This is a genomic window from Desulfobacterales bacterium, from assembly GCA_030066985.1.
Classification (GTDB): Bacteria; Desulfobacterota; Desulfobacteria; order Desulfobacterales; family JAHEIW01; genus JAHEIW01.
The window spans coordinates 32940-57212 of sequence record JASJAN010000018.1 but is presented as its reverse complement, the minus strand read 5'-3'; the positions used below and the strand labels follow the sequence as shown (position 1 = coordinate 57212).

Sequence of the window (24273 nt, the reverse complement as noted above, 5' to 3'; positions counted from 1 at the left end):
GCATCTGCAGGACGACATCGCCTTAACTATCTGAGCCTTTTGCGAATATCGCAGCTCTTCTAATCAAATGACCTTTCTGGAAAAATTTGACAATTTCAACCGGCGACTGAGCATCGGGTTTGAACTCATCGGCCTGGGTGGGCTCCTGTTGATGATGGTGATCACCTGTCTCGATGTTCTTGGCGGCAAGCTGTTTCGTACCCCGGTATACGGTGCACTGGACATTGTCATGCTCAGCCAGCTGGTGGCCATTTCTTTTGCCACCGCGTATGCGCTGATTATCGGCCGGCATGTCAGTGTTGAGTTTTTTATGGCCTTATTGCCCGAGCGAGTACAGGCGCTTGTTGATACCGTCATTTCTTTTTTCGGGCTCACGTTTTTTGTTCTGATCGTTTGGCGCTTAATCGTTCATGGCCATTCTCTTCAAATCGGCGGAGAGGTAAGTGCGACGATACGCATTCCGCTTTATCCGTTTGCCTATGGAATTGCGCTTGCCAGTATTCCCGTCGCCTTGGTTTTTTTAGCCCAGATGATAAAGGCAATTGCCAGAATGGTGGCCAAATGAGCCCCGTGATTACAGGCATTGTGGGCATTGGTGTTTTGCTGCTGCTCTTTCTGCTGAGGATGCCGGTGGGATTTGCGATGGGATTTGTCGGCTTGGCCGGTTTCGCCTATCTGGCGGACCCCGGTCCCGCACTCAGTCTGCTGGCTCAAGATATCTTTGAGCAATTTTCCTCTTATCCTTTGAGTGTGATCCCCATGTTCATCCTGATGGGTACTTTTGCCTTTGCTTCCGGAATCAGCAAAAGACTATACGAGACGGCTTACACCTGGGTGGGCGGTGTACGCGGCGGCCTGACAATTGCCACCGTACTTGCCTGTGCCGGATTTGCAGCCATTTGCGGGTCAACCGCCGCAACAGCCGCAACCATGGGCAAAATTGCCCTTCCGGAAATGAAAAAATACAAATACGACAATACCCTGGCAACCGGCACGGTGGCCGCATCGGGAACACTGGGCATATTGATTCCGCCCAGCACAATTTTAATTGTTTACGGTATTTTAACCGAGGAATCCATCGGTAAGCTGTTTATTGCCGGGGTTTTACCCGGGATAATGCTTAGTTTGGCCTTTGTGGCTGTGGTTGCGATTCTTTGTCTGCGCAACCCGCAACTGGGGCCGGCCGGCACTCCCACAAGCTTCAGAGAAAAAGTTAAAGCCGTCAACGGCATCATTGAAGCCATCATTTTATTTCTACTGACCATCGGGGGGCTTTTTCTGGGCTGGTTCAGTCCGACTCAGGCGGGTGCTATCGGGGCCGGCGGTGCGCTGTTGATTGGCTTGGTGCGCCGGCAGCTGACCTGGAAAAACTTTTTTGAAGCCGGCAAAGAAGGCCTGCGAACATCTTGTATGGTGTTGATTATAATTACCGGGGCAACGATTTTTGGCCATTTTATGGCAATCTCCACCATTCCGTTTGCCCTGGCGGATTGGATTAAAAACCTGCCGATACCGCCGGTGGCATTGATGGGCCTTATTATTTTTCTCTATTTTATCGGCGGCTTTTTTATGGATTCCATGGCCCTGGTGGTGGTAACCATCCCGATCTTCTTTCCGGTGGTAATGCAGCTGAGTTATGACCCCATCTGGTTTGGCGTCATTATCGTGCTGGTAGCGGAGATGGGCGTCATCACGCCGCCGGTGGGCGTCAATGTCTTTGTCATCAAGGGCATTGCACCGGATGTTCCTCTGCATGTCATTTTCAGGGGCATATTCCCATTCCTGGTCGCCCTGATTTTAATGACCGCGCTGTTGGTGGCTTTTCCGGGCGTTGCGGTTTTTTTGCCTAACCTTGTCACATATTAAACTTTTCCCCAAACACCCATATCCTTCCAACCGTCGTATATCAATTTGGTCGCATAAATTTTTTCCTTAATGAATAAATGCCTTCGAAGAAATGGGCGCGGTTGCCGTTCTACCTAATTTCACAACAACGAAAACTCTGACTTTCATCGTTCTGTGCGCTTTAAATTTCTTTAGCAGCTTCGATGGCATCTTCCGGACAGATTTCCGCACAGCGGCCGCACTCCAGACAATGGGAACCGTCGATTTCATATATCTTACCTTCTGAAATCACTTCTACGGGACAGGCTTCCAGACAAAGACCGCAAGCCGTGCAATCAGTTGTAATCGTATATCCCGGTGGGTTGACCGTCTCGCCGCCAAAAGCAAAGCGTTCACGGCCGGGGGGCTCCACCGAAAGGTCGAAGATTTCGCCTTTGCCGCGGTATAGGTGAAAGCCCTCCAGAATGTCGCGCTTTTCACCGGGATAAAGATCGTTCATCATGGGATTGTGCTCAAAAATTTCATCGATGATGTCTCTATTATCGCAAAATTTTATGTCACCGATAATCCGCGTGGTGACATAATGCTGATCCATGCCGCAGATGGCGATTTTGGGAGCGGCTTTGAGTTGACGATAAAATGACTTTCCCCTCGCAGTGAGAAAATAGAGCCCATCTTCTTTGACGAGCATAACATCGATGATGCGCGCCGCCGGTATACCGTTATCTATGGTGGCAAACGTTATGGACTTGATCTCGCGCAAGTGTTTGAGCGCTTTGGTGGCAATGGGGCCCATACTTATTTCCGAATCCTTTCACGAGAATCGTCTTTAGATGCCAGTTCCGTCAGTCCGCCTTGGCCGAACTTTTTAAGTTTGACACCACCGGCAAGCTTAGGAAAGTCATCCATGATGCACAGCTCATCGGGCAGTTTGTGCGGCGCAACCTTATCCTTCACAAATTCCCGGATTTCCTCTAATGACAGGGCTTGATCCGGTATTGGAACGACACAGGCGCAAATGGATTCGCCCAGCACTGGATTGGGGGTTGCCACCACAGACACCTGCTCGACTTTGGGATGGTCGATGATCAACGACTCCAGCTCATAGGGATAGATCTTGTATCCGCCGCGATTGATCAGATCCTTGGTGCGGCCGTAAATTCTAAAATAGCCGTTTTCATCCCTGGATGCCAGATCGCCCATGAAAAGCCATCCGTTCACTATTTGTTTGGCTGTTTCTTCAGGATTTTTCCAGTAGCCTTGCATGACATGCCATCCGCTAAGGGTTAGTTCCCCGATTTCACCGTCTGGCAGCGGTTTCTGGGTGACGGGCTCCACCACCCGCATTTGAGTGCCTTCGGCCGGTATGCCGACATATTTTTCACGAACGTCCAGCGGGGAAGGGTAGGGGCACATGGTTGCCAGCCCCGGACCGACCTCAGATGCCCCCCAAAAAGAGGTCAGATAAACGCCCATTTCTTTTTCCACGCGTGTGATCAAGCCCTCCGGCGCGATCATTCCTGCGATCAGCCCGGCGCGCAGCGAACTCAGATCGTATTTGGGCCTGCTTTTGTGATTGAGTTCCAGGATATAGTGGGGCGGCGCCCCCATTTGCAATGTTATTTTTTCGTGCTCAATTATCTGAAAGGCGCGCTCCACCTCAAATTTGTCCATCAGAACCAGGGTGGCTTGCAGCAAAATGGGCTGAACCAGAACCGAACCACAGCCATAAGAATGGCTCATAGGTAAAATGCCAATAAAAATATCATCGACAGTCGCAGCGGTGCCCAATGCATACTCGCGGCCAGCCCTCACGGCAGCATATTGTCTGATCATAGCGCCTTTAGGGCGCCCGGTGGTGCCGGAGGTATACAGCAGCATGCACAGATCTTTTTGCGGATCGATGGCAACGGCCGGCAAAGTCTTACCCTTGCCGGTGTCAATTAGGCGATTATAATCAATTACCTCAGTCTCTGGCCCACCGCCAGCGACGATAATATGTTCGAGATCGGGCAAGCTGGATTTAATTTTTAAAATTCCGCTAACATAATCGTAGCCATCCCACCGGTCGAAAATAAATAACCCTCTGGCTTCTGAATTTTTGAGGATAAATTCGGCCTCGTGTATGCGATAAATCGCATTGACCCAAACCACCACTACACCGATTTTTTGCAGGGCGTAAAAAGCGCTGACAAGCTCCAGGGAGTTCTTCATATATATGGCCACCCGGTCGCCTTTTTGAATACCCAATTTCGTCAAGCCGGCTGCCAATGCGTCAGCGGCAGAATTGAGCTCCGCATAGGTTGCGCGCCTGTCGCCGTCTAAGATTGCCACTTTATCCGGTGATTCGGCCGCTGATTTCTGTAGTACCTGGCCCAACGTTAAGTTTTCTATGTTCTCCATAGCGGGTTTCCTTTGGTGACGATACTTAAAAGGTTTCAGGTGACAGGCTCTAAGGTTCCGCCGATAGCGGTTTAGGTGTCAGGTGTCAGGTTTCAGGGACGAAGAGAGGCGCTGACACCTGACACCTGAAACCCAGTTTGGCATGAACGGAGGAATCTGAAATCTGATCCACTGGAACTATTGGGTAAAAGCAGGAAATACAAGTGAGCTCACATGTTACGTCTGTATTGGCCGCCGACTTCATAAAGCGCCTGGGTGATCTGGCCTAGACTGCACGTCCGCACTGCTTCCATTAGCTCGGCGAAAATGTTGTCGCCGGACAATACGACTTTTTGCAAGCGCTCCAAAGCTTCCGGGGCCTCTTTTGCGTTGCGGTTTTTAAATTCTGCCAACCGTTTGAGCTGCGATTGTTTTTCGGCTTCGGTGGCCCGGGCCAGTTCGACTGCTTCGCTCAGCTGCTCTCCATCGGCATGCGGATCGCGAAAGGTGTTGACCCCGATGATAGGCAGATCACCGGTGTGCTTTAGGGTCTCGTAGTATATGGATTCTTCCTGGATTTTGCTGCGCTGATAACCAGTTTCCATAGCCCCCAAGACCCCGCCGCGTTCCGTAATGCGGTCAAATTCCATCAGCACCGCCTCTTCCACCAGGCGGGTCAGCTCTTCGAAAATAAAACTGCCCTGGTTCATGTTTTCATTTTTTGTCAGACCCCATTCGCGATTGATAATCAATTGAATGGCAAGCGCACGTCTGACCGACTCCGCGCTCGGGGTAGTGATGGCCTCATCAAACGCATTGGTATGCAGGCTGTTGCAGTTATCGTAAATGGCACACAACGCCTGCAAAGTGGTGCGGATATCATTGAACTGAATATCCTGGCTGTGTAAAGAACGCCCGGAGGTTTGAATGTGATACTTAAGCATCTGCGATCGCTCTGATGCAGCATATTTATCCCGCATGGCCACCGCCCAGATCCGTCGCGCCACGCGTCCGATAACATTGTATTCGGGATCCAGTCCATTGGAGAAGAAAAAGGAAAGATTGGGTGCAAAACTGTCAATCGGCATCCCTCTGGAAAGGTAGTACTCCACGTAAGTGAATCCGTTGGCCAGGGTCAAGGCCAGCTGTGTAATGGGATTGGCGCCGGCTTCGGCAATATGATAGCCGGAAATCGACACCGAATAGAAGTTGCGAATATGATTTTCGATAAAATATTGCTGAATATCGCCCATCATTTTCAAGGCAAAATCAATTGAAAAGATGCAGGTGTTTTGTCCCTGGTCTTCTTTAAGAATGTCGGCTTGAACCGTACCGCGCACATTGGACAACACGCTGGCACGTATTTGCTGATATTGTTCATCGGAAGGTGGCTTGCTGTTTTCAGCCGTAAATTTATCCAGCTGTTGATCAACGGCTGTGTTTAAAAACATGGCCAGGATAATGGGCGCCGGGCCATTGATGGTCATCGAAACCGATGTACTGGGTGCGCACAAATCAAAGCCGTCATAGAGCATTTTAACATCATCTAAGGTGCAGATGCTGACGCCCGAGGTGCCGACCTTGCCGTATATGTCCGGGCGAATATCCGGGTCGCAACCATAAAGGGTGACCGAATCAAAAGCCGTTGACAGACGCTTGGCTTCATAATTGGCGGAAAGCATCTTAAAGCGCTGATTGGTGCGGGCTGGATTGCCTTCGCCGGCAAACATTCGGGTGGGGTCTTCATCCACACGCTTTAACGGAAACACACCAGCAGTATAGGGAAATTTTCCGGAGACATTTTCTTCGCGCAGCCAGCGAAAAATTTCGCCTGGGTCTTTGAACTTTGGAAGTTGAATTTTGGGTATACGGGTATGCGATAAGGATTCGGAAAAAAGAGGAACCCTGATTTCGCGATCGCGGACCTGATAAACCAGTTCATCTTGACCGTAGGTTTGTTGGATGTTTTCCCATTCCGCCATCGTTTGAACGGTTTCCGGCTTGAGGGCTGCTTCGGCTGCTTTAATCTGGGCTTTAAAGGCCTCGATGAGTTGGCTGGTATCGCCTTTTAGATCGTCGTCTTCCAGCGCTTCGGCGGCTTCCTTAAGGTGCCAGACTTTCCGGACTGCTTTTGCCTGTTGATCGGTGTCGCGGTGGTATGTTCTCAAATGATCTGCAACTTCGCTTAAGTAGCGAGTACGCTCGGGTGGAATGATAATGGTTTTAGACGTTGACGTTTGGGTTTGGGGTCGGGGTAGACTGGATTTAAAAGCAACACCGGTTTTTGCAGCTACTGCATCCATGATGGCATGGTAAAGCGCGGTGACACCATCATCATTGAATTTGGATGCGATGGTGCCAAAAACCGGCATGTCCTCAGGTGATTGTTCAAAGGCTTTGCGATTGCGCTGGACCTGTTTGCGTACATCTCGTACAGCGTCCTCGCCGCCCCGTTTTTCAAATTTGTTGACGACCACCAGATCGGCGAAATCGAGCATATCGATTTTTTCAAGCTGGGAGGCAGCGCCAAATTCACTGGTCATCACATAGATGGACAGATCCACCATGTCGATAATTCTAGAATCGCCCTGTCCGATTCCGGCGGTTTCAGCGATAATTAAATCATAGCCGGCAGCCTGTACAGCCTCAATGGCTTCACCCAAAATGGCGGGAATCTCTGTCTGGGATTCGCGGGTAGCTAAAGAACGCAAATACACACGCGGGCTGCCGATGGCATTCATACGAATTCGATCCCCCAACAGCGCACCGCCGGTTTTGCGTCGCGAAGGATCGCAGCTGATGATGGCAATATGAATATCTTTGATATCATGCAGCATTCGCAAAATCAGCTCATCGGTCAATGACGATTTACCGGCACCGCCGGTCCCGGTAATGCCGATGACGGGCGGTTTTTGCTTGCCGATTTTCTTGGACAACTCAGCTCTTAGGGCTGCCAAGTCGCCGTTCTCCTGGGCTTTGGCGTATTCGGCCGCGGATATCAGATTGGCCACCAGCAATTTATTATTCGGTGACAGCTCATCAAAAGCAAAGCGGCCTTTTTTGACCGTGGAAAAATCTATGGCGGCGACCATATGGTTGATCATGCCCTGTAGCCCTAACTGGGCGCCATCTTCCGGGGAGTAAATTTTGGTAACACCGTAAGCTTCGAGCTCTTCAATTTCATCCGGCACAATTACGCCGCCACCACCGCCGAAGACCTTGATATGCGGTGCCCCTTTTTCTTTTAAAAGATCGACCATATACTTGAAAAACTCGATATGGCCGCCCTGATAACTGGATACGGCAATTCCTTGGGCATCTTCTTCTATGGCGGCATCCACGATTTCTTGAACCGATCGATTATGCCCCAAATGGATGACTTCCACACCGGTATCCTGCAGGATTCGGCGCATGATATTGATGGCAGCATCATGGCCATCGAAAAGAGAGGTTGCAGTGACGACCCGGATATAATTTTCAGGTTTGTAGACCTCGACCTCAGCTGTCATTTTGCCTCCTTAAAGCCGATTAAACATTTACATTGCCATCTACGAACAAACCAGAGTCGAAAACAGAAGGGGACTTATTTTTTACCGCCGGCATACATGCCTAAAATAATGCCGGTCTGCAGTTTCGTATAGTCTTCAATGCTGTAATGGTGGGCCAGATACCAGCGCCGAAATGTCCACATATGCCCTAAAACGACTATATTATGCGCTGCCAGCTCCAGATTGTTTTCTTTAAGATTGATCAGATCGCCGGATTTGGCGATGCGAGCAAGCGCTTTGACAAACAGGCCTGTAATGCGCAGTTCGTTTTCCAGAACGCGTTTTTGCCATTGAGAGGGTAGCGATTGGGTCTCCTGGTAAATCAAGAGAATGAAATCACTCATCTGGTGACAAACCATGAAATATTCATGAATGATTTTTACCAGGGCATCGCGACCACCTTTGGCCTGTGACATCGCCGCCGTAACTCCCCGTTCAACCTCAGCATGAATGGCTTCGCATACCATGTACAGAATATCTTCCTTGGAGGCGAAATACTCGTACAACGATCCAATCGAAAATCCGGCCGCCCCGGCAATCTGGCGCGTGGTGGTTTTGTGAAAACCCTTGTCAATAAATAGCTGCACGGCTGCATCCGCGATTTGACGCCGCCGGCGCTTAACCAGATCGGGGTCTTTGACCTGGGTGGGTATGTCTTTTGTTCTGGGCAGATCTTGCATTTTAACCTTTTGTATTTATTTGATATTATGTTTTATTGAGATTATGGCATGGCCCGCTGAACGAGCGCTCAATCAATAAACTAACACGTCTCATTTTTTATTGTCAAGGTTTTCGAAACTTAGACGCCAATTACAATTTAAACTATTGTTATATTGTGGTTTTTCATATTTTAGGAAATTGGCCTATTCAGCTTGAAGACAATCTTTATTTTATCTAAGCGCGCTATTAAATACGAAAAATGACCGAGCGCTCGATCAATATAGGCGCTTCTTAATACATTCCTTTATAAACTTTGAAATCGTGACAGCAGAGGAAATCCGCGGTTGAATAGAGAGGTGATAATTTGGAGCTTCTGAAACTTTTTTCGCAAATATTAGCTTAGCGTACGGTCCTCGAGAGCTGGAAATTCCTGGCGGGCCGCATCGACCTGGCTAGGATCGATCTCGGCATGAACCATATCTTCTTCTTGAGTGCCTTCAACCAGCACCTGACCTAAAGGATCTACGATCATGCTGTGGCCGGCGTACGTTTTGCCCTGGTTGGCACCGGTACAATTGCAGGAAATCAAAAAGGCTAGATTTTCATGTGCCCGGCAGCGGTTGAACAATCGCCAGGCCTCCAAGCGAACCAGTGGCCAGGCCGAAGCAACTAAAAAAAATGTTGCGCCCGCATCGACCATGCGACGATAGAGCTCGGGAAAGCGCAGGTCATAACAGGTGGAAAGACCGCATTTGCCCCAGGGAGCATCAACGACAATAACATCTTGTCCCGGTTCCAGAAGGTTGGTTTCCTCGGATTGGTATCCGAACAGGTGGATTTTACGGTAGCGGGCTGCGATCTCGCCGGCGGGATTTAATAGTATACTGGTGTTGTATAGATGACTACCGTCTTTTTCGACCATGCTGCCCATAAAGATATGACAGTTTCGTTTGCGAGCCGCTGCCTTTAAGGTATTAACGGTGGGGCCATCGACAGTTTCGCTGTCATCTTGATAGCGGTCAAAGGAGAAAAAGCCGCAGGGCCAAATTTCCGGTAACAGGATCAGATCACTGGGTGGGGCCTGATCGATCAGATCGAGTGCGTGAGCTACATTTTTTTCTTTGGGCTGATCCACCATTGCCAGTTGGATACTAGTCACTCTCATATGGCTAGACCATTATTTCATAGATACGATAAAATTATAAGCTTTTGGAATTACCTGCAGTCTCACGTCGCGAAGATGCCGAGGCCAGGATCTATCCGAACTGTTCTCTTAGGATGCGATGCAGAATTTTCCCGGTGCCGGTACGGGGCATATCATTTTCACCGATAAAGATCACCTGTTTGGGGCACTTGTAGCCTGCCATCTTGCCTTTGCAGGCCTGAATGACATGTTGCTCGCCCAAGTTGCTGTCATCAAAACCCGGCTTGCGGATGATGACCGCGCTGACCTTTTCGCCCCATTTTTCGTCAGGCAGTCCGATTACCGCGCATTCAAAGACGCCTTCAATGTTGCCGACAACTTCTTCTACTTCACTGGGATAGACATTTTCTCCTCCGGTGATGATCATATTTTTTTTGCGATCCACCAGGTAATAAAAGCCATCTTCATCCTGTCGCGCCATATCGCCAGCTGAAAAAAAACCGCCTTCAAATGATTCCGCGGTCACCTCGGGCAGCTTGTAGTATTCATCAAACAGCATCGGACCCCGTGAGTATAACTCACCGATTTCACCACTCGGCACTTCATTGCCGTCAATGTCGAGAATCTTCAGAAAATCAGTACCAATACATTCAAAACCGATGGATCCAAGCTTGCTCATCTGGAATTCAGGTTTGAGGATGGTGACCATGCCGGCTTCGGTCGAACCGTAAGCTTCGTAGAGTTTAACGCCCGGGAAAAATTCCATTACCGCCTGCTTCATACTTTTGCGACCGGGTGCAGACGAACACAGCAACTTGCGAATTGATTTGACATCGCGCTTTTTGGCATCCTCGGGGGCATTCAGGATTAAATTGTAATGGGTTGGAATCAGCGAGATAAAGGTGATTTTCTCGTTTTCGATAATTTTGAGAATTTCATCGGGTTTAAAGTTTAAGGCCGGGTGAATATAGGCCGATCCCCCGATATACAAAAAGGTGAACGTAAAAAAGATGGAGTTGATATGACACAGAGGCATGACATTTAAGCATACATCGTGTTCATTAAAATCAAAGTCAACGGCATTGTGCAGATAATAAGCGATATGGGATTCGTGGGAACGGATGACGCCTTTTGGTCTTCCGGTAGTGCCGGAGGTATAAATCAAAATCCAGGTGTCGCGGGGGGCAACTTCAGTTTTCGGCTCGGTGTCGGAGGATGCTGCGATAAATTCCTCATAAGGCTGATATCCGTCCTGTGGACGGCCGACGATAACATAGTTTTCAGCGTTAATATTGTTTAGCTTGGAACGGATGGGCTCGACAACACCGGCAAATTGGTCATGAACGACCATAGCCTTGGCGTCTGAATTATTAACAATGTATTCCACTTCACCAGACACCAGACGAAAATTGATGGGCACGATAATGATACCGGCTTTGGCGGTTGCCAGGAATAGCTCACAGATTTCAATGCAATTTTCAAGCAGAACGGCAACTTTATCGCCTTTCTGCAACCCAAGGGAGCTGAGACTGTTGGCCAGTTTGTTAATGCGGCTGTTCATTTGTGGGTAAGTAAATGCGCGGTTTTCGTCTTTTAAGGCGACTGTTTGTGGGAATTTCTTGGCATTCACTTTTTGGATTTGACCTAAGTTCATCCAGTAGCCCATGCTATCACCTCCATATATCAGCAAAAAAAGTTGCGCCGTTACCCGCTGGTCCGCCTCCGGTGGGTTAGCCCGTTTGCCGGTTGAAAAGCAAATGACATCATTCCTTTTTTAACGGGCTCAACTGGCAACCGGCAAAACGGCTAACCTAATTTGTAAATTTATAACGCTTAAAATTGGGACCTGAGTTAAGCGATTGTCGAGGTTGCCGCAGCTACACGGCAGAAGTCGTTTCGCTATAGTTTTCTATGCGAAACGGCATCTAACACAGTAGATGCGGTAAGATCGGCAATCCCACAGGGTTATAAATTTTAAAATAAAGATGAAAGAATTCCGCTATTCTGTTTTAAATCTTTTAAAATTTATTACGCTCAACTCAGGTTTGGTTTTCTTCAAGCTGTTCAATAAACGCCTCAACATTCGTTTTGGTCTGCTCATCTGAAATCAGCCGCAAATCATTAAGATCGGCGTTGATCGTTAAACTGGGAACACCGGTCTCCCGCTCAAGGCGTTGCGGCATCCCGTAACTCGCGTTGGAATTATTAGGGCAACACTTTGCATCATGATAGATAATGCCATCAACTTTAAACGCATTCAGCATTTCTTTAATGTAGGTTTCTTTAAAATCGTCCGAGCGCACAATAAACAATTCTGTATAGGCACGTGCCATACTGTTAAAGGGATCATCGGGATCGAAGGATGAAAAAATCCAGCTATTGCAATATGTGGAGGCCAGGACATTGGCCTTCAAATCCGAAAACAATTCGGAGTGATCTCTCAGTCGACCCCAGACCGGCATACCATCCCAATAGATCCGGTGCTGTTCATGCGGTACCGCGGCGATATTGTTTGTAACTCGCTCCTCTAATTCATTGAGTAATAATTCATAGTAATCATTGGCCTGCTGGGTGCCTCTGAGGACAACTGCCGGTGCCATATGGATGGTTCCATCAAAGAAGGTAAACGGAGAGGGCACATTTGTAGCGGTATTCAGAACCTTTTTCCACAGGATTGAACACTCCTTGGACAATGCGACAACTTGCTTAAGTTTGTCGAGATCAAACTTATTGCCCGAAATATATTCTAGCGGCTTGATTAAATCCTTCAATTGCGTGGCAATTGAATCAATGTGGTTTTGGGTCACTTTGCCAACACTACGGTGGGTATGGATACCGATTATGGGAACATCAAGTTCTTTGGCATACCATGTAAACCAGTCTTGCACGTCGCGACATTGATTTGTGTTAAATGCGAGCACATCCGGCTTGGGGACGCCTTCAATGCCTTTATATGATTTTGCAATAGGCGTCGTCTTGTTCAGGTAGGCACCAATATCGGCTCGTAGATACGAACAGATATCCGGCGAATATCCTTGGGCATCCGCGATCGGCAATAAATCGGTGGCCATGCGGCTGGCACCGAGCATGGCACCGTGATTTTCGGGGAAAAAAACCAGAAACCCCATCGCACGCAGGATTTCTGCCGGTCCGACACTCGTACACCAGGCAATTTTGGGTTCTTTTGCTTTTGCAGCCGCATCCAGCTCATAAAAATAATCGGCCATGATCTGGTTTAGTTTGCTGGTTGTTTTTAGCTTAACGCGCGTTACCTCTTTTTTATCAGTGGTCATAAATACACCTTCATATGTCAATTTGTCCTGCATCGATTATCTTCTGAACGCTGTTTCAGAGCTAACAAACAGGCTAAGTCAAAAGATGAAAAGCCAGAAGCCTACAGCTATGACTGCATTGCATATAGCGCGGCGCCAATGGCGCCGGTGAGCTGCGGGTATTCCGGCACAAGAATTTTGCGGCCGATCATTTCTTCGGTCATTTTGACCATAAAGGCATTATGTGCCACCACACCACCGGTCATGACCACTTTTTCGGTCAGGGCATCCATCTCCAAGACGCGTTTTATCATCGAATAATAGACACCTTTGACAATATCCGGCAGCTTTTTACCCTGGCGGATATTTTCCAGCACCTCGGTGGCCGAAAAGACTGTGCAGAAGCTTCCCAGTTTGACCATATTATCAGATTGACTGGCGAGCTCGTTCATATCATCCAGCGTGACATCCAAGCGCATCGCCATTTCCTCCAGAAAGGCGCCCGTACCGGCAGCACATTTACGATTCATTTTAAAGCTGGTACGCTTGCCCTCGGCGTCCAGCTTAATGACTTTGTTGTCCTGACCGCCAATATCGATAATTGTGGTGGCAAACGGAAAATACAAATAACACCCCTTGGCATGACAGCCAATTTCCGTTTTACTATCCTGGGCGAAAACGACATTCTTGCGGCCATATCCGGTAGAAACGGTAAATTTAATGTCGCTCTTTTGGGTACCGGACATTTTTAAAGCCGTTGCCAAACAGGTATCAGCGGTGGCTGCAAAGTCAGTGCCGGATCTTTTAACCGCATGACCGATCAAGTTTTGATTGCTATCGAGGAGGGCTATTTTGGTGCGCGATGCCCCCACATCGACACCCGCATAAGTTGTTTTGGAGACCATATGGGCTATTTTGACTCTAATCCTTTTACCAGGGCGCTGAGCGTATGATTGTACGGCGTCTGGGTTGCTGTGCGGGCACCATATTCTACGAACTTGCCGTTAATAAAGTCAATTTCGGTGCGCCGGCCTGCTTCGATATCCATTAGCATCGACGGTTTGTGATCACCGGCATTTCGCATGTACTCCATGGCATGGGGATAAAAATCCCATCCCAGATCAATTTCATTGGCGCGGGCAACCTGAATGCATTCTTTTACCAGGGCATCGACAATCTGATAGACGATAGGATCATTCATGGCGCGTGACATGGTCAGCCCGGTGACGGCACACACTGGATTCATGCAGGCATTCATAACGCTCTTGCGCCAGACCATTGAGATAATGTTGTCGGTATGCTCGGTTTCCAGACCGCATTTGCTGAGCGCAGCGGCAATGGCAATGGCTGAATCACGAGATTGCGGATCCAGTTCCTGGATGTAGTGCGGCGGGTGGTGAAAGGGTATTTTAACGTGCCCTGGACCCGCCAGGCCGCATCCGTAATTGACAACGGCACGCATCACATCCGTCTTTCCGAGTGTTTTCGCCAGTTCCAGTTCAGTATCAATACCGTTTTGCCAGCTGACAATTGCCAGGCCTTCTTTGTGAAAGCCTTCAATGGCTGAAGCAATCAGCGGCAGCGCATTGGCTTTGACAGTGATGAAAATCACATCTGGATTGTGGTTGGCTATTTCATCAACACTGGTGCAGGTACGAGTAACTTTATGTTGGATGTTTTCGGCGCCTTCAAGAATAATTCCCGGATCCAACGCCGGTGCCAGCAAGTCCGGAATGACATCGCAAAGCGTAACCTCATAACCGCCTTTGGCCAAAAAGCAGGCGGCGATGCAACCGACTGGCCCGGCGCCAACCACCGCAAACGATTGCGGATTAAAATTGGACGCAGCACTCATTTTTACATCTCCTGTTTGGGGCGTTCGTCTATAACCCGCACGGCTTTGCCTTCACTGCGGGCAATGGCTTTGGCATCGACCAGTTCGACATTAATGTTAATCCCCATATTGCCTTTGATATGACCTGCGATTTTGCCTTCGACTTCATGCCTACGGTCTTCACCGGCCTCATATATTTCTTTTTTGCCTTCCACGCGAATGCTCAGATGGTCCAGATACCCTTTTTTGCTCACAACCAGCTGGTATTGAGGCTCAACTTCTTCGATTTCCAGCAGAAGTGCTTCAATTTGAGATGGAAAGACGTTCACACCGCTGATAATCAGCATGTCGTCCGAGCGCCCATAAATTTTGTCCATACGGATAAAGGTCCGGCCTTCGTGGCCGGGTTCTCGCCACAATCGTGTAATATCTTTGGTACGATAGCGAATCATCGGCATCGCGCGGCGCTGCAAAGAGGTAAAAATGAGCTCGCCTTTTTCACCTTCCTGCAAAGGTTCCAGAGTTTGCGGATCGACGATTTCAGGCAGAAAATGATCTTCATTGATATAAAGGCCGTTTTGATCTGCAGCGTCATAAGCCACTCCGGGCCCGCAGAGCTCGGTTAATCCGAATGCCTCTTGGGCTTTGATGCCCATCCGTTCTTCGATCTCCTGCCGCATGCCTTCTGTCCAAGGCTCGGCACCGAAGACCCCGACCCGCAATGGCAGCTTTCGAATGTCGACTTTCATTTCTTCGGCTCGCTCGGCAATTGTCAGCGCATAAGAGGGCGTGGCAAACAGAATATCGGATTTAAAATCCTGCATGATGGTAATCTGTCGTTCGGTCATCCCGGCGCCGGTGGGCACAACCGTACAACCCAGGGCAGTAGCGCCTTGGTGAAAGCCGAGGCCGCCGGTAAATAGACCGTGGCCGTAAGCATTTTGAACCACATCTTCCTTGCGGAGGCCTGCGGCATGGAGGTTGCGGCACATACATTCGATCCACTGATCCAAATCTTCCTGTGTGTATGGCCCGGTAATGGGTTTGCCGGTGGTTCCTGAAGACGCGTGGACTCTGACGACCTTTTCCAGGGGTACGGCGCACAAACCAAAGGGGTAATTGTCTCTGAGATCTGTTTTGACGGTGAACGGAAGTTTGGCAACATCTTCAAGGCTTTTGATGTCGTCGGCGGCGACACCCATTTCCTCGAATTTATTTTTATAGAACGGCACTTTCTCGGCGACCCATGCAACGGTTTCTTTCAGTTTTTCCAACTGAAATTTTTTAAGCTCTTCCACCGGCATGCATTCATACTTGTCGTTCCAAGGCATGATCTTCCTCCTTTTTGGATAACGAAATTGTTATAATGGCCATCGACTATATTTTTTTTTGAAAAATTGACAGACCGCTGCATAATCCATTGCAGCCTGATGCCCGCTTTACCGTCAAAATGGTGATTGAAACGTTTTCGCCGTCAAATCAACCGGCCTTTGCGGCGGCCTCAAAGCCAAGCTCAAAAGCCTTGATATTAATATCGACGAATGCCTTTTTCGTGGATGTTCGAATGGCTTCCCTAACATTGTCCGCGGAAACCGGCATAATTCCTGTTTGAATCAATGAACCCAGCAAAACCATGTTCAAAGACATGAAATTGCCGGCCTCTTTAGCCAGAGATAGGGCATCAAAAGCTACCAAACGGGCCGTTTTCTGGCGAATTAATTCCTGAAGTTCAGCCAAATCGGGATAGGTGCCTTGGCCGATGGACACAGTAAACGGCGGCAGCGGTGCCGTATTGGTAATGACGATTGTTTTGGCATTGCATTTGTTTATCGCGCGCAGCGTTTCCGAGGGTTCAAATCCCAACAACACATCCGCTTCGCCATCCGAAATAATTGTGCTTTCCGCATCTCCAAAAACCACTGCAGATTCTACGACACCACCCCTTTGAGCCATGCCGTGGATTTCACTCATGCGTACGGGAACATCTGCCAGCAGCGCCGCCTCTCCGAGCACTTTGGATGCCAGCAGGTTGCCCTGGCCGCCGACAGCTACGATGATTAGCCTTGTTGTCTCCATAAGTTCGTTCCTATCAGTTTTAGTATAGTCAAGTTTACATGTATGAGTTCAAGATCAACTCTGGTTTATTCAATGCGCCATTACGCCATGCTTCGTGATGCCTTTGTCATCATGAAGGTTTAACATTTTCCTTTGACCGCACCGGAACAATGGCTTTTTCCGGACATATCTGGGCACACACAGCACAGCCTGAACATAGATCTGCATTGATGTGAACTCTTTCGCCTTCAATATAAAATGCCGGACAGGCCAACTCATTGACACAATCACGGTGATCCTTACATTTTTCATTAATATAAAAGGGCTTGCCTCGGGCTTTTTTAAGACTCTGGGCATAAAGGGTACAGGCTTCTTTGGATATGATGACGGATACGCCCTCGTAATCAATAGCCTCCTTGATGGCCGCTATGCTCTTGTTGACCCGATACGGTTTGATGACCTCTACATGGGGTACACCGATGGCACGGACAACGTCTTCAATCGACACCCGACCATAGCCTGTCAGGTTAAAATCCTTCATGTTAACACCCGGATGGGGCTGATGGCCGGTCATCGCCGTGGTGCTGTTGTCTAACACGACCAGTGTAAAGTTATGGTTGTTAAATACGGCGTTGATCAGACCGGGGATGCCGGAGTGGAAAAAAGTAGAATCACCGATAAAGGAAATGACTTTCTTATCCGTAGAAGCTGAAAAGCCGCATCCCGTGCCGACCGATGATCCCATACACAATAGAAAATCCGCTGTTGATAGCGGCGGGAGTACACCAAGGGTATAACACCCGATGTCTGTTGGATAAATGGTGCCCAGGCCTTCGGCCGCTTTTTTAACCGCATAATAAGTGGCGCGATGAGAACAACCGGCGCACAGAGTCGGTGGGCGCTGGGGCATTTCGGGGACGTCGGAAATGTCAGGCTTAGCGACCGGGGTATAGGGGATGTCGAAAAACTTGGCGATATTTTCTCTAACCTGTGCCGGATCGTATTCATAAAGTCGTGTAAACAGATCTTTGGCTTTTCCGCGAATTGACAGGGTGAGTCCTTCTTCCTGGGCAAAGGCTTTGACCTGCTCCTCCATATAGGGTTCACCTTCTTCAATAACCAGCACTTTCTCACAAGCATTTAAAAAGGTTTTAATTATTTTTTCAGGCATGGGGTAAGAAAAGCCCACGCGCAGCAATTTGATCTTATCCGCAATATCGAGCTCATTGATGGCGTCTGAGGCGTAGTTGTAGCTGACGCCGTTGCAAATGATGCCCCAGTTGCCGTCACCTTCGATCAAATTGTACGGTGAGGCTTCCGTGAGTTCTTTGGCCTTTTCGATGTTTTCCAGGAGTTTGACATGCAGCTTCCTGGAAACAGCCGGCACCGTGACCAGATTGAAGGGGTCTTTGACAAAATCGCCTTTTGTCTGCGGTGCTTTAATGTCTCCTAAAGTGACAATGGCGGAGGAGTGATTGATACGGGTGGTGGTGCGAAACAAAACCGGTTCCTGCAGTTTTTCAGATATGTCAAAAGCATAGGCCATCATCTCTTTGGCTTCTTCCACGCTGGAGGGTTCCACTAGCGGCAGACCAGACAATTTGGCATAAAAGCGATTGTCCTGCTCATTTTGACTGGAAAACATGTAGGGATCATCGGCAGTCAGCACGACCATGCCGCCCTTAACCCCTACATAGGCCAGCGTCATCAAGGCGTCTGCGGCGACATTAACGCCTACATGCTTCATGACACACATGCTGCGCACGCCGGAGTTTGCCGCGGCGGCCGCCACTTCCATGGCCACCTTTTCATTGGTACTGTATTCAAAGTACAGATCACTTTCATGGGACATCTGGAAAAAATTCAAAGAAATTTCAGAAGAGGGGGTGCCCGGATAGGTACTGGCAACCGCAACGCCGGCTTCGATCGCGCCTCTGGCAATGGCTTCATTGCCCAGCAGCAGCATTTTTTGACCTGGATTTTCGGTAAGTAATTTGTGCATGGCAACATCCTTTATGAATTTATTTGAATTTGAAAGCCCCTATTGGCGCGTTCAATTCAGTTAATTTTTTAGCTACATTTTAAATTTGTGTCAATTAATTGAGCCAATTTCCTTTTTGCGTTGAATCCTGGTATTAGCTACATTAAAGCTACATTGTAGTTTCTGTCAAGCTAAATTATTGAAAGTGTTACAGGGCTCAGGTGAAATGAGTGTGGATGATGAAACGCGTCAGGTTGGGCCAGGGGATGCCACCTGGATTCCAACCGGATCTTCGTATCGTTTGTTAAATATCGGGGAGGGGAACCTGGTTATCCTGGTTGTCGCTTCATACAACTGGTAAAAAGGCGGGCTAGCACCAGCCTGCTCCTGGCTTCTGGCGACTGGTCTCTGGCTCAAAAGAATAGCCAGTTGCAAGAAGCGAGCAGCCAGCAGCAAGCCCCGCTATTTGACGGGGCCTTTACGGGTATAAATCGTTTTATACTTTTCCGGCATGCTGGCCATGCACACGGCGCAGCCAGGCTCGTCATTGGGATGAAAAGGCTCTAAGTGAACCTCCAGGCCGGTTTCCCGGTAGGTATCAACCACTTCGGACAGACGGGGCTCATCATAAGTGGCCTGTTTTTCCCACCCCTGTGAGGCCAGTTTCTCTGTCCGTGTTACCCGTATCACGCCCCTTTGTATTCTGGCCTCTTACGGCCAACGGTTGAGAGGCCCTCTAAGGCATCAGCAGTGCTGAAGATGTCATTCAGGCGCCCGAGTTCAACTTCCACTGCTTCGGCGATTGGCTTTCCGACTTGCGCATCGATAACTTCATTGGCAATTTTAAGAGCCAGTGGTGCTTTATACCCCATTATCTTAGCAGTTTTGGCCGCGATTCCATCCGGCACGCCTTCGGGCGGTTGTCCGGTTAAAAGGCGCTCAACATTTACGCTACTGCCCAGTTGCGCCAGGGTTTCAAATTTTTCGGGGATTTCGCGTTGCTGATATTTGTCCGGTTTTGCTCCGGATGCCAAATCTTTTATGGCAGAAGCCACGTCGGCCGGCGCCACCAGACGCGTAATAATGCCAAGGTCGTGCGCATCTGCAGCACTGATGGGGGCGCCGGTGAAGACATAATATTTAGCGAGCTCCGGTCCGACAAATCGTGCCATGCGTAGCATTCCGCCCAGTCCGGGAAAAATGCCAATAGAAGTTTCCGGAAAACCCATAGACCCGGCCGGTGTGGCGATGATGGCCTGGCAGGCCAGAGCAAGCTCACTGCCGCCGCCCAAGCTCAGACCGTCGAGCAGGGCAATGGTCAGTTTGTCCGAGTTTTCGATATCCAGCAGCAATTCGTGACCCTTGCGGGTGAATTCTGCGATATCTGTAATTTTATCCGCTCTGATCTTGTCTACAAAATATTTAATATCCGCTCCGGCGACAAAGGCCTTGCCGGCGCCCTGAAACACAATGACCTTGGCATCGGTGTTTGCCTCAGCTTCTTCAAACCGCTGTCTGAGTTGTGCCACCACCGTTTCGTTTAAGGCATTCATGGCTTCGGGACGGTTAATGGTGATATATGCGACATCACCTTTGACGTCGAGGTCAACAAAATTAAACGCAAACGGCTCACCGCTTTGATACTGTTGCTGCAAAACCTGAGGCATTTTAAAATCAGGGTATCTTTGGGTTATGGCTTCTACTGCTTTGTAGGTTTTTTCAATGCCGATTCTGTTCATGATTTCAAAAGGACCCATCAGCCAGCGCAGACCGATTTTAGCGCCCCGATCGGTATCTTCGATCGTTGCTACGCCCTCATCCACCAGCGCTGCGGCCACCCCGAGACATACTCCGTAGAAGCGATCTTTAACTGCTTCGAGTTTGGATTCGTCAACATCGCCGCTTAAATCCCAATTTTCATTTTTATCCTTCTGTGCTTTTAAACCTTCGGCGGTGGCATAAAACGGTCCCAGCTCATTTCCCAAGGTGGTTGAGGCATGCACCGCGATGGGGATGCCGGTGACATTCATGAGCTCAAAAGGCCCCATACCGATTTTAAATGCTTGTTTGGCGGCTTCTTCGATGGTGGCAATATTGGCCATATCTTCTTCCAGCATGCGGGCAGCCTCGTTTAAAAACGGCACAAAAAAGCGATTGACGGCAAAACCGGGCGCATCTTTAACTACGATGGCGGTTTTACCATGCAGCTTGGCTGCCAGAAGCGATTTTTCGACTGTTTCGGCGCTGGTTTTTTCATGGGGGATGATTTCCAGCAGGCGATTTTTTGCCGGATGGTAGAAATAATGCAACCCGATAAACCGATCCGGCCGACTGGTTTTACTGGCAAATTCGTGAACGTAAAAGCTAGAGGTGTTGGTGGCCAGTATGGTTTTATCGGAGCAGATCCGATCCAGTTTCTCAAAAAGGTCGAATTTAACCTGCTTGTCCTCAAAAACAGCCTCTATGACCAGGTCGGCGTCGGCCACCATTTCAAAATCGCATGTGCCGATAATGCGCGAGAGAACATCGTGAAGCTGCTCTGAATTGAGAATCTTGCGCTCGACGGCCTCTTTCAACAATTGGCGGATGGTATTAATGCCGCGTTCGACAAAGTCTTCACTTGTATCCACCATAATGACGTTGATGCCTTCTTGGGCAATTTTTTGCGCGATTCCGCTGCCCATATTGCCTGCACCGATAACTGCGATTTTATTTATCTGTGACATAAGGTCTCCTTTTCTGGCTTCTGGTCGATAGCATACAAAATGAACAACGGGGTTTAAGAAAATGATAAATTAGCGAGTCGTTAGTTACCAGGGACAATTTGCCAGCTGCAAGAAGCCAGGGGCCAGCAGCATTGTTACTTGTTCTTCCAAACCGGTTTGCGTTTTTCTTCGAAACTCTTGATGCCTTCAAGGACATCTTCAGTTTTCATCAACGTATTCAGGAACAGGTCGCTGACACTGTCGATCGCTTGAGAGAAGGGCAGACCCAGGTGTTTTTTGACCGCCTGCTTATTCAATCGAATAATGAGCGGGCTGTTGTATTGAATTTCCTTAACAAGTTTGTCGGTGGTCTCCGCCAGCTGATCGTCGGCAACAGCATAGCAAACCATTCCCATTTGCTGAGCTTCCGCAGCGCTGTAACGCTTTCCGGTTGTGCAGATTTCAATTGCTTTCGCAGGGCCTACCAGATGGGGCAGCCGTATAGCGGCATAGGGCGGTAAAAATGCAAGCTTGATTTCCGGCTGACCAAAGATAGCGCTGTCGCCCGCCACAATGATGTCACATGCAATGGCCAACTCCATACCACCGCCCAGACATGCGCCGTGCACCGCTGCAATGACGGGGACATCGAGCTGATCAATCAATTCGAAAATGCGGTTAAAAGTCGCAATCATTTGATCGGCACTTTCCGGCTTGTGATCGGCGACCTCAACACCGGCGCAAAAACTGGCTCCTGCGCCGCTAAACACAAGGCATTTGAGCTCTTTGTCGGACACGAGATCTTCCAGTTCGGCAATCATTTCATTCATCATGGTAATGTCTAAAACATTGTGCTTGGGCCGATCGAGCGTCATCCGCGCGACCCCGTCTGCTTTTTCGACTTTCAAATACTGATATTCGCTCATGGTTTTAATCCTCGAAGTGATGTTTACCACAGAGATCACGGAGCCCACAGAGTTATAAAAAAATTTTGAAATGAGAATCTTTTCTCTGTGTTCTCTGTGCACTCTGTGGTTAATTTAAATTATGCTTTAACAAAGACATAGTTCAACTGCCCATTGGGTAGCTCATTTACGACCGCTTGCATTTCCATTCCTACCTGGATGTCATCGTCCGCCAGGTCACCGGCGATTCTGCCAAATACCTTATAATCACCGTAATCCAACAGGGCGATACAGTAGGGAACATCTTCCTCAAAGCCGATAGGCGCATATTGCAGTTTGCTGTAGCTTACCAGTTTGCCTTTGCCACTTACCTCAAACCATTCCATGTTGCTGGCCAGACACTGATGGCAATCCACCCGTGGCGGGAAGAAATGCAATCCGCAATCCTTGCAACGGGTTCCCATGACCTTGTTGTCTTTAAGGTAGTCGATAAAATCATTGGTTTTGGTAATGGAAGTAAAGCTGACCGTACCAAAATGTTTGAACCGATCATCTACATCTTTCTTTTTGCTCATCTTTAGCCTCTCTTATTAGGATAAAAACCTCTTGCAAAGACGCAAAGCATAACATAAACTGATTGTTGAGAATAATTACCATTTGCGTGCTTGGCGGCTTTGCGGGGTGTCTTCACAACTTCTCTTAACGTCCAAGTATCGTCACATTGCCATACAAACCCACGCCGCCGATGTTATGCACCAGGCCAATTTTCGGATCTTTGACCTGAATATCGCCGGCTTCGTCTCTAAGCTGCAAGACGATGGTGCGGATCTGGGATCCGCCGGTAGCGCCTATGGGGTGGCCTTTTGATAAAAGGCCGCCGTCAACATTGACCGGGATGCTGCCATCCTTATAGGTCTCTTTGGCTCTGATCAATTCTTTGCCTTCACCCGGTTGCGCAAAACCCAAATTTTCATAGGCCATCATTTCTGCAATGGTAAAACAATCATGGACCTCGGCAACATCGATATCTTTAGGGCCCACTCCGGCCATTTCATATGCTTGCTGGGCTGCTTGCTCGGCAACACTTAGCCCGGTAAACAGATCTCTACCCGCTAAATTAACGGTTGTCGTTGCAGCGCCGACGCCCAAAATCCAGACCGGCTTTTTTGAAAACGCTTTGGCCTTTTCTTCACTTGCAACGATTAAGCAGGAGCTGCCGTCGGCATTGGCACAGCAATCTCCTACACGTAGCGGGCTGGCCACCGGTCCGGCCATGCGATTTTCCGGATCTTTAAACATTTCAAATTCAACCGGCTTGCGATAAACCGCGCGATCATTTAACTGACCATAAGTTGCCGCTTTAACCCGGATCAAGGCCAAATCGTCTAAAGTAGTGCCGTATTTAGCCATATGGGCATTGGCATACATGGCATAGTATGCCGGCATCATTGTGCCAAAGGGGCTTTCCCACTGGATATCAGCACCCCTGCCCATACGCTCTTGGGATTCGGAAGAGGAGATTTCTGACATCTTCTGAAAACCGATTACCGCTACGACATCATGCAGGCCGGACTTGACCAGCGAATAGGCGAGTTTCAATCCGGTACTGCTCGATGAGCACAAGGTTTCGACATAAAAGGTCGGTTGCGGATTCAAGCCCAAATATTCCGCAAATACACCAGCCGGTGAGCGCTGTTTGTCGTATTCAGGAGCTGAGCAGATAATGGAAGCATCGATATCCGTGGTGCTCATCTGCGCATCCTGCATGGCCTCCTTAAATCCCTCAAATACCAGCTCTCGAATCGATCCCGGGTAACTTCTAACAAATGTACTTTGTCCAACTCCGACAATCGCTACTTTTCCCATTTTTTCTCTCTTTCTTTGTTCTAATATATTTAGATATACAGTTTTCAATTTCTGAGTGAGATTTTTTTTCGTTGGG

Annotated in this window: 20 protein-coding genes; 3 read left to right on the top strand and 17 right to left on the bottom strand. The window is 48.8% G+C overall.

The features are described from left to right. The first annotated feature begins 67 nt into the window (after positions 1 to 67). Positions 68 to 565, top strand: a complete 498-nt coding sequence (locus tag QNJ26_10365) for a TRAP transporter small permease (GenBank protein ID MDJ0985939.1) — start codon at positions 68 to 70, stop codon at positions 563 to 565. Next, positions 562 to 1866 carry a TRAP transporter large permease gene (locus QNJ26_10360; GenBank protein MDJ0985938.1) on the top strand — a complete coding sequence of 435 codons (1305 nt, stop codon included), beginning with the start codon at positions 562 to 564 and terminating at the stop codon, positions 1864 to 1866. The genes QNJ26_10365 and QNJ26_10360 overlap by 4 nt, the downstream gene beginning before the upstream one ends. Positions 1867 to 2026: 160 nt before the next feature. Here QNJ26_10360 and QNJ26_10355 read toward each other — a convergent pair whose 3' ends face one another. The 12 genes from QNJ26_10355 to iorA all read right to left on the bottom strand — a co-directional run bounded on the left by QNJ26_10355 (position 2027) and on the right by iorA (position 18742). Then, positions 2027 to 2641: a 4Fe-4S binding protein gene (locus tag QNJ26_10355; GenBank protein MDJ0985937.1), complete on the bottom strand. Its 615-nt coding sequence runs from the start codon at positions 2639 to 2641 to the stop codon at positions 2027 to 2029. A gap of 2 nt (positions 2642 to 2643) precedes the next feature. Further along, complete coding sequence (locus QNJ26_10350) at positions 2644 to 4248, bottom strand: class I adenylate-forming enzyme family protein (GenBank protein MDJ0985936.1); 1605 nt, start codon at positions 4246 to 4248, stop codon at positions 2644 to 2646. Between the two features lie 209 nt (positions 4249 to 4457). Continuing rightward, the gene (locus tag QNJ26_10345; protein MDJ0985935.1) at positions 4458 to 7736 is read right to left on the bottom strand and encodes a methylmalonyl-CoA mutase family protein; all 3279 of its coding nucleotides are present in this window, start codon (positions 7734 to 7736) and stop codon (positions 4458 to 4460) included. Between the two features lie 74 nt (positions 7737 to 7810). Beyond that, the gene (locus QNJ26_10340; GenBank protein MDJ0985934.1) at positions 7811 to 8455 is read right to left on the bottom strand and encodes a TetR/AcrR family transcriptional regulator; all 645 of its coding nucleotides are present in this window, start codon (positions 8453 to 8455) and stop codon (positions 7811 to 7813) included. A gap of 374 nt (positions 8456 to 8829) precedes the next feature. Further along, positions 8830 to 9600 carry a carbon-nitrogen family hydrolase gene (locus tag QNJ26_10335; GenBank protein ID MDJ0985933.1) on the bottom strand — a complete coding sequence of 257 codons (771 nt, stop codon included), beginning with the start codon at positions 9598 to 9600 and terminating at the stop codon, positions 8830 to 8832. A 91-nt stretch (positions 9601 to 9691) separates the two neighbouring features. Continuing rightward, entirely contained in the window at positions 9692 to 11245 is a 1554-nt protein-coding gene (locus QNJ26_10330) for an AMP-binding protein (GenBank protein MDJ0985932.1), read from the bottom strand. 373 nt (positions 11246 to 11618) lie between these two features. Next, entirely contained in the window at positions 11619 to 12905 is a 1287-nt protein-coding gene (locus tag QNJ26_10325) for a 2-hydroxyacyl-CoA dehydratase family protein (protein ID MDJ0985931.1), read from the bottom strand. Between the two features lie 74 nt (positions 12906 to 12979). Beyond that, on the bottom strand, positions 12980 to 13756 hold the full coding sequence (locus tag QNJ26_10320) for an acyl-CoA dehydratase activase (GenBank protein ID MDJ0985930.1): 777 nt from the start codon (positions 13754 to 13756) through the stop codon (positions 12980 to 12982). 5 nt (positions 13757 to 13761) lie between these two features. Further along, a complete protein-coding gene (locus QNJ26_10315; protein MDJ0985929.1) occupies positions 13762 to 14706 on the bottom strand; it encodes a 2-dehydropantoate 2-reductase in 945 nt (314 codons plus the stop codon). 2 nt (positions 14707 to 14708) lie between these two features. After that, positions 14709 to 16016, bottom strand: coding sequence for a phenylacetate--CoA ligase (locus tag QNJ26_10310; protein MDJ0985928.1), 1308 nt, complete (start codon positions 16014 to 16016; stop codon positions 14709 to 14711). A 148-nt stretch (positions 16017 to 16164) separates the two neighbouring features. Further along, on the bottom strand, positions 16165 to 16761 hold the full coding sequence (locus QNJ26_10305; protein ID MDJ0985927.1) for an indolepyruvate oxidoreductase subunit beta: 597 nt from the start codon (positions 16759 to 16761) through the stop codon (positions 16165 to 16167). 109 nt (positions 16762 to 16870) lie between these two features. Then, positions 16871 to 18742, bottom strand: a complete 1872-nt coding sequence (gene iorA / locus QNJ26_10300; protein MDJ0985926.1) for an indolepyruvate ferredoxin oxidoreductase subunit alpha — start codon at positions 18740 to 18742, stop codon at positions 16871 to 16873. Between the two features lie 184 nt (positions 18743 to 18926). Here iorA and QNJ26_10295 point away from each other — a divergent pair, with 184 nt between their 5' ends. Further along, positions 18927 to 19082: a cupin domain-containing protein gene (locus QNJ26_10295; GenBank protein ID MDJ0985925.1), complete on the top strand. Its 156-nt coding sequence runs from the start codon at positions 18927 to 18929 to the stop codon at positions 19080 to 19082. Between the two features lie 101 nt (positions 19083 to 19183). On the opposite strand, the gene QNJ26_10290 is transcribed toward QNJ26_10295, so the two are convergent. From QNJ26_10290 to QNJ26_10270, 5 genes are all read right to left on the bottom strand, one after another. Beyond that, a complete protein-coding gene (locus QNJ26_10290; protein ID MDJ0985924.1) occupies positions 19184 to 19411 on the bottom strand; it encodes a hypothetical protein in 228 nt (75 codons plus the stop codon). Beyond that, complete coding sequence (locus QNJ26_10285) at positions 19408 to 21447, bottom strand: 3-hydroxyacyl-CoA dehydrogenase NAD-binding domain-containing protein (protein ID MDJ0985923.1); 2040 nt, start codon at positions 21445 to 21447, stop codon at positions 19408 to 19410. Before QNJ26_10285 ends, QNJ26_10290 begins: the two co-directional genes overlap by 4 nt. Positions 21448 to 21581: 134 nt before the next feature. Then, complete coding sequence (locus QNJ26_10280; GenBank protein ID MDJ0985922.1) at positions 21582 to 22352, bottom strand: enoyl-CoA hydratase/isomerase family protein; 771 nt, start codon at positions 22350 to 22352, stop codon at positions 21582 to 21584. Between the two features lie 119 nt (positions 22353 to 22471). Beyond that, entirely contained in the window at positions 22472 to 22906 is a 435-nt protein-coding gene (locus QNJ26_10275; protein ID MDJ0985921.1) for a Zn-ribbon domain-containing OB-fold protein, read from the bottom strand. Positions 22907 to 23030: 124 nt separating this feature from the next. After that, positions 23031 to 24197 carry an acetyl-CoA acetyltransferase gene (locus QNJ26_10270; protein MDJ0985920.1) on the bottom strand — a complete coding sequence of 389 codons (1167 nt, stop codon included), beginning with the start codon at positions 24195 to 24197 and terminating at the stop codon, positions 23031 to 23033. Positions 24198 to 24273: the final 76 nt, after the last annotated feature.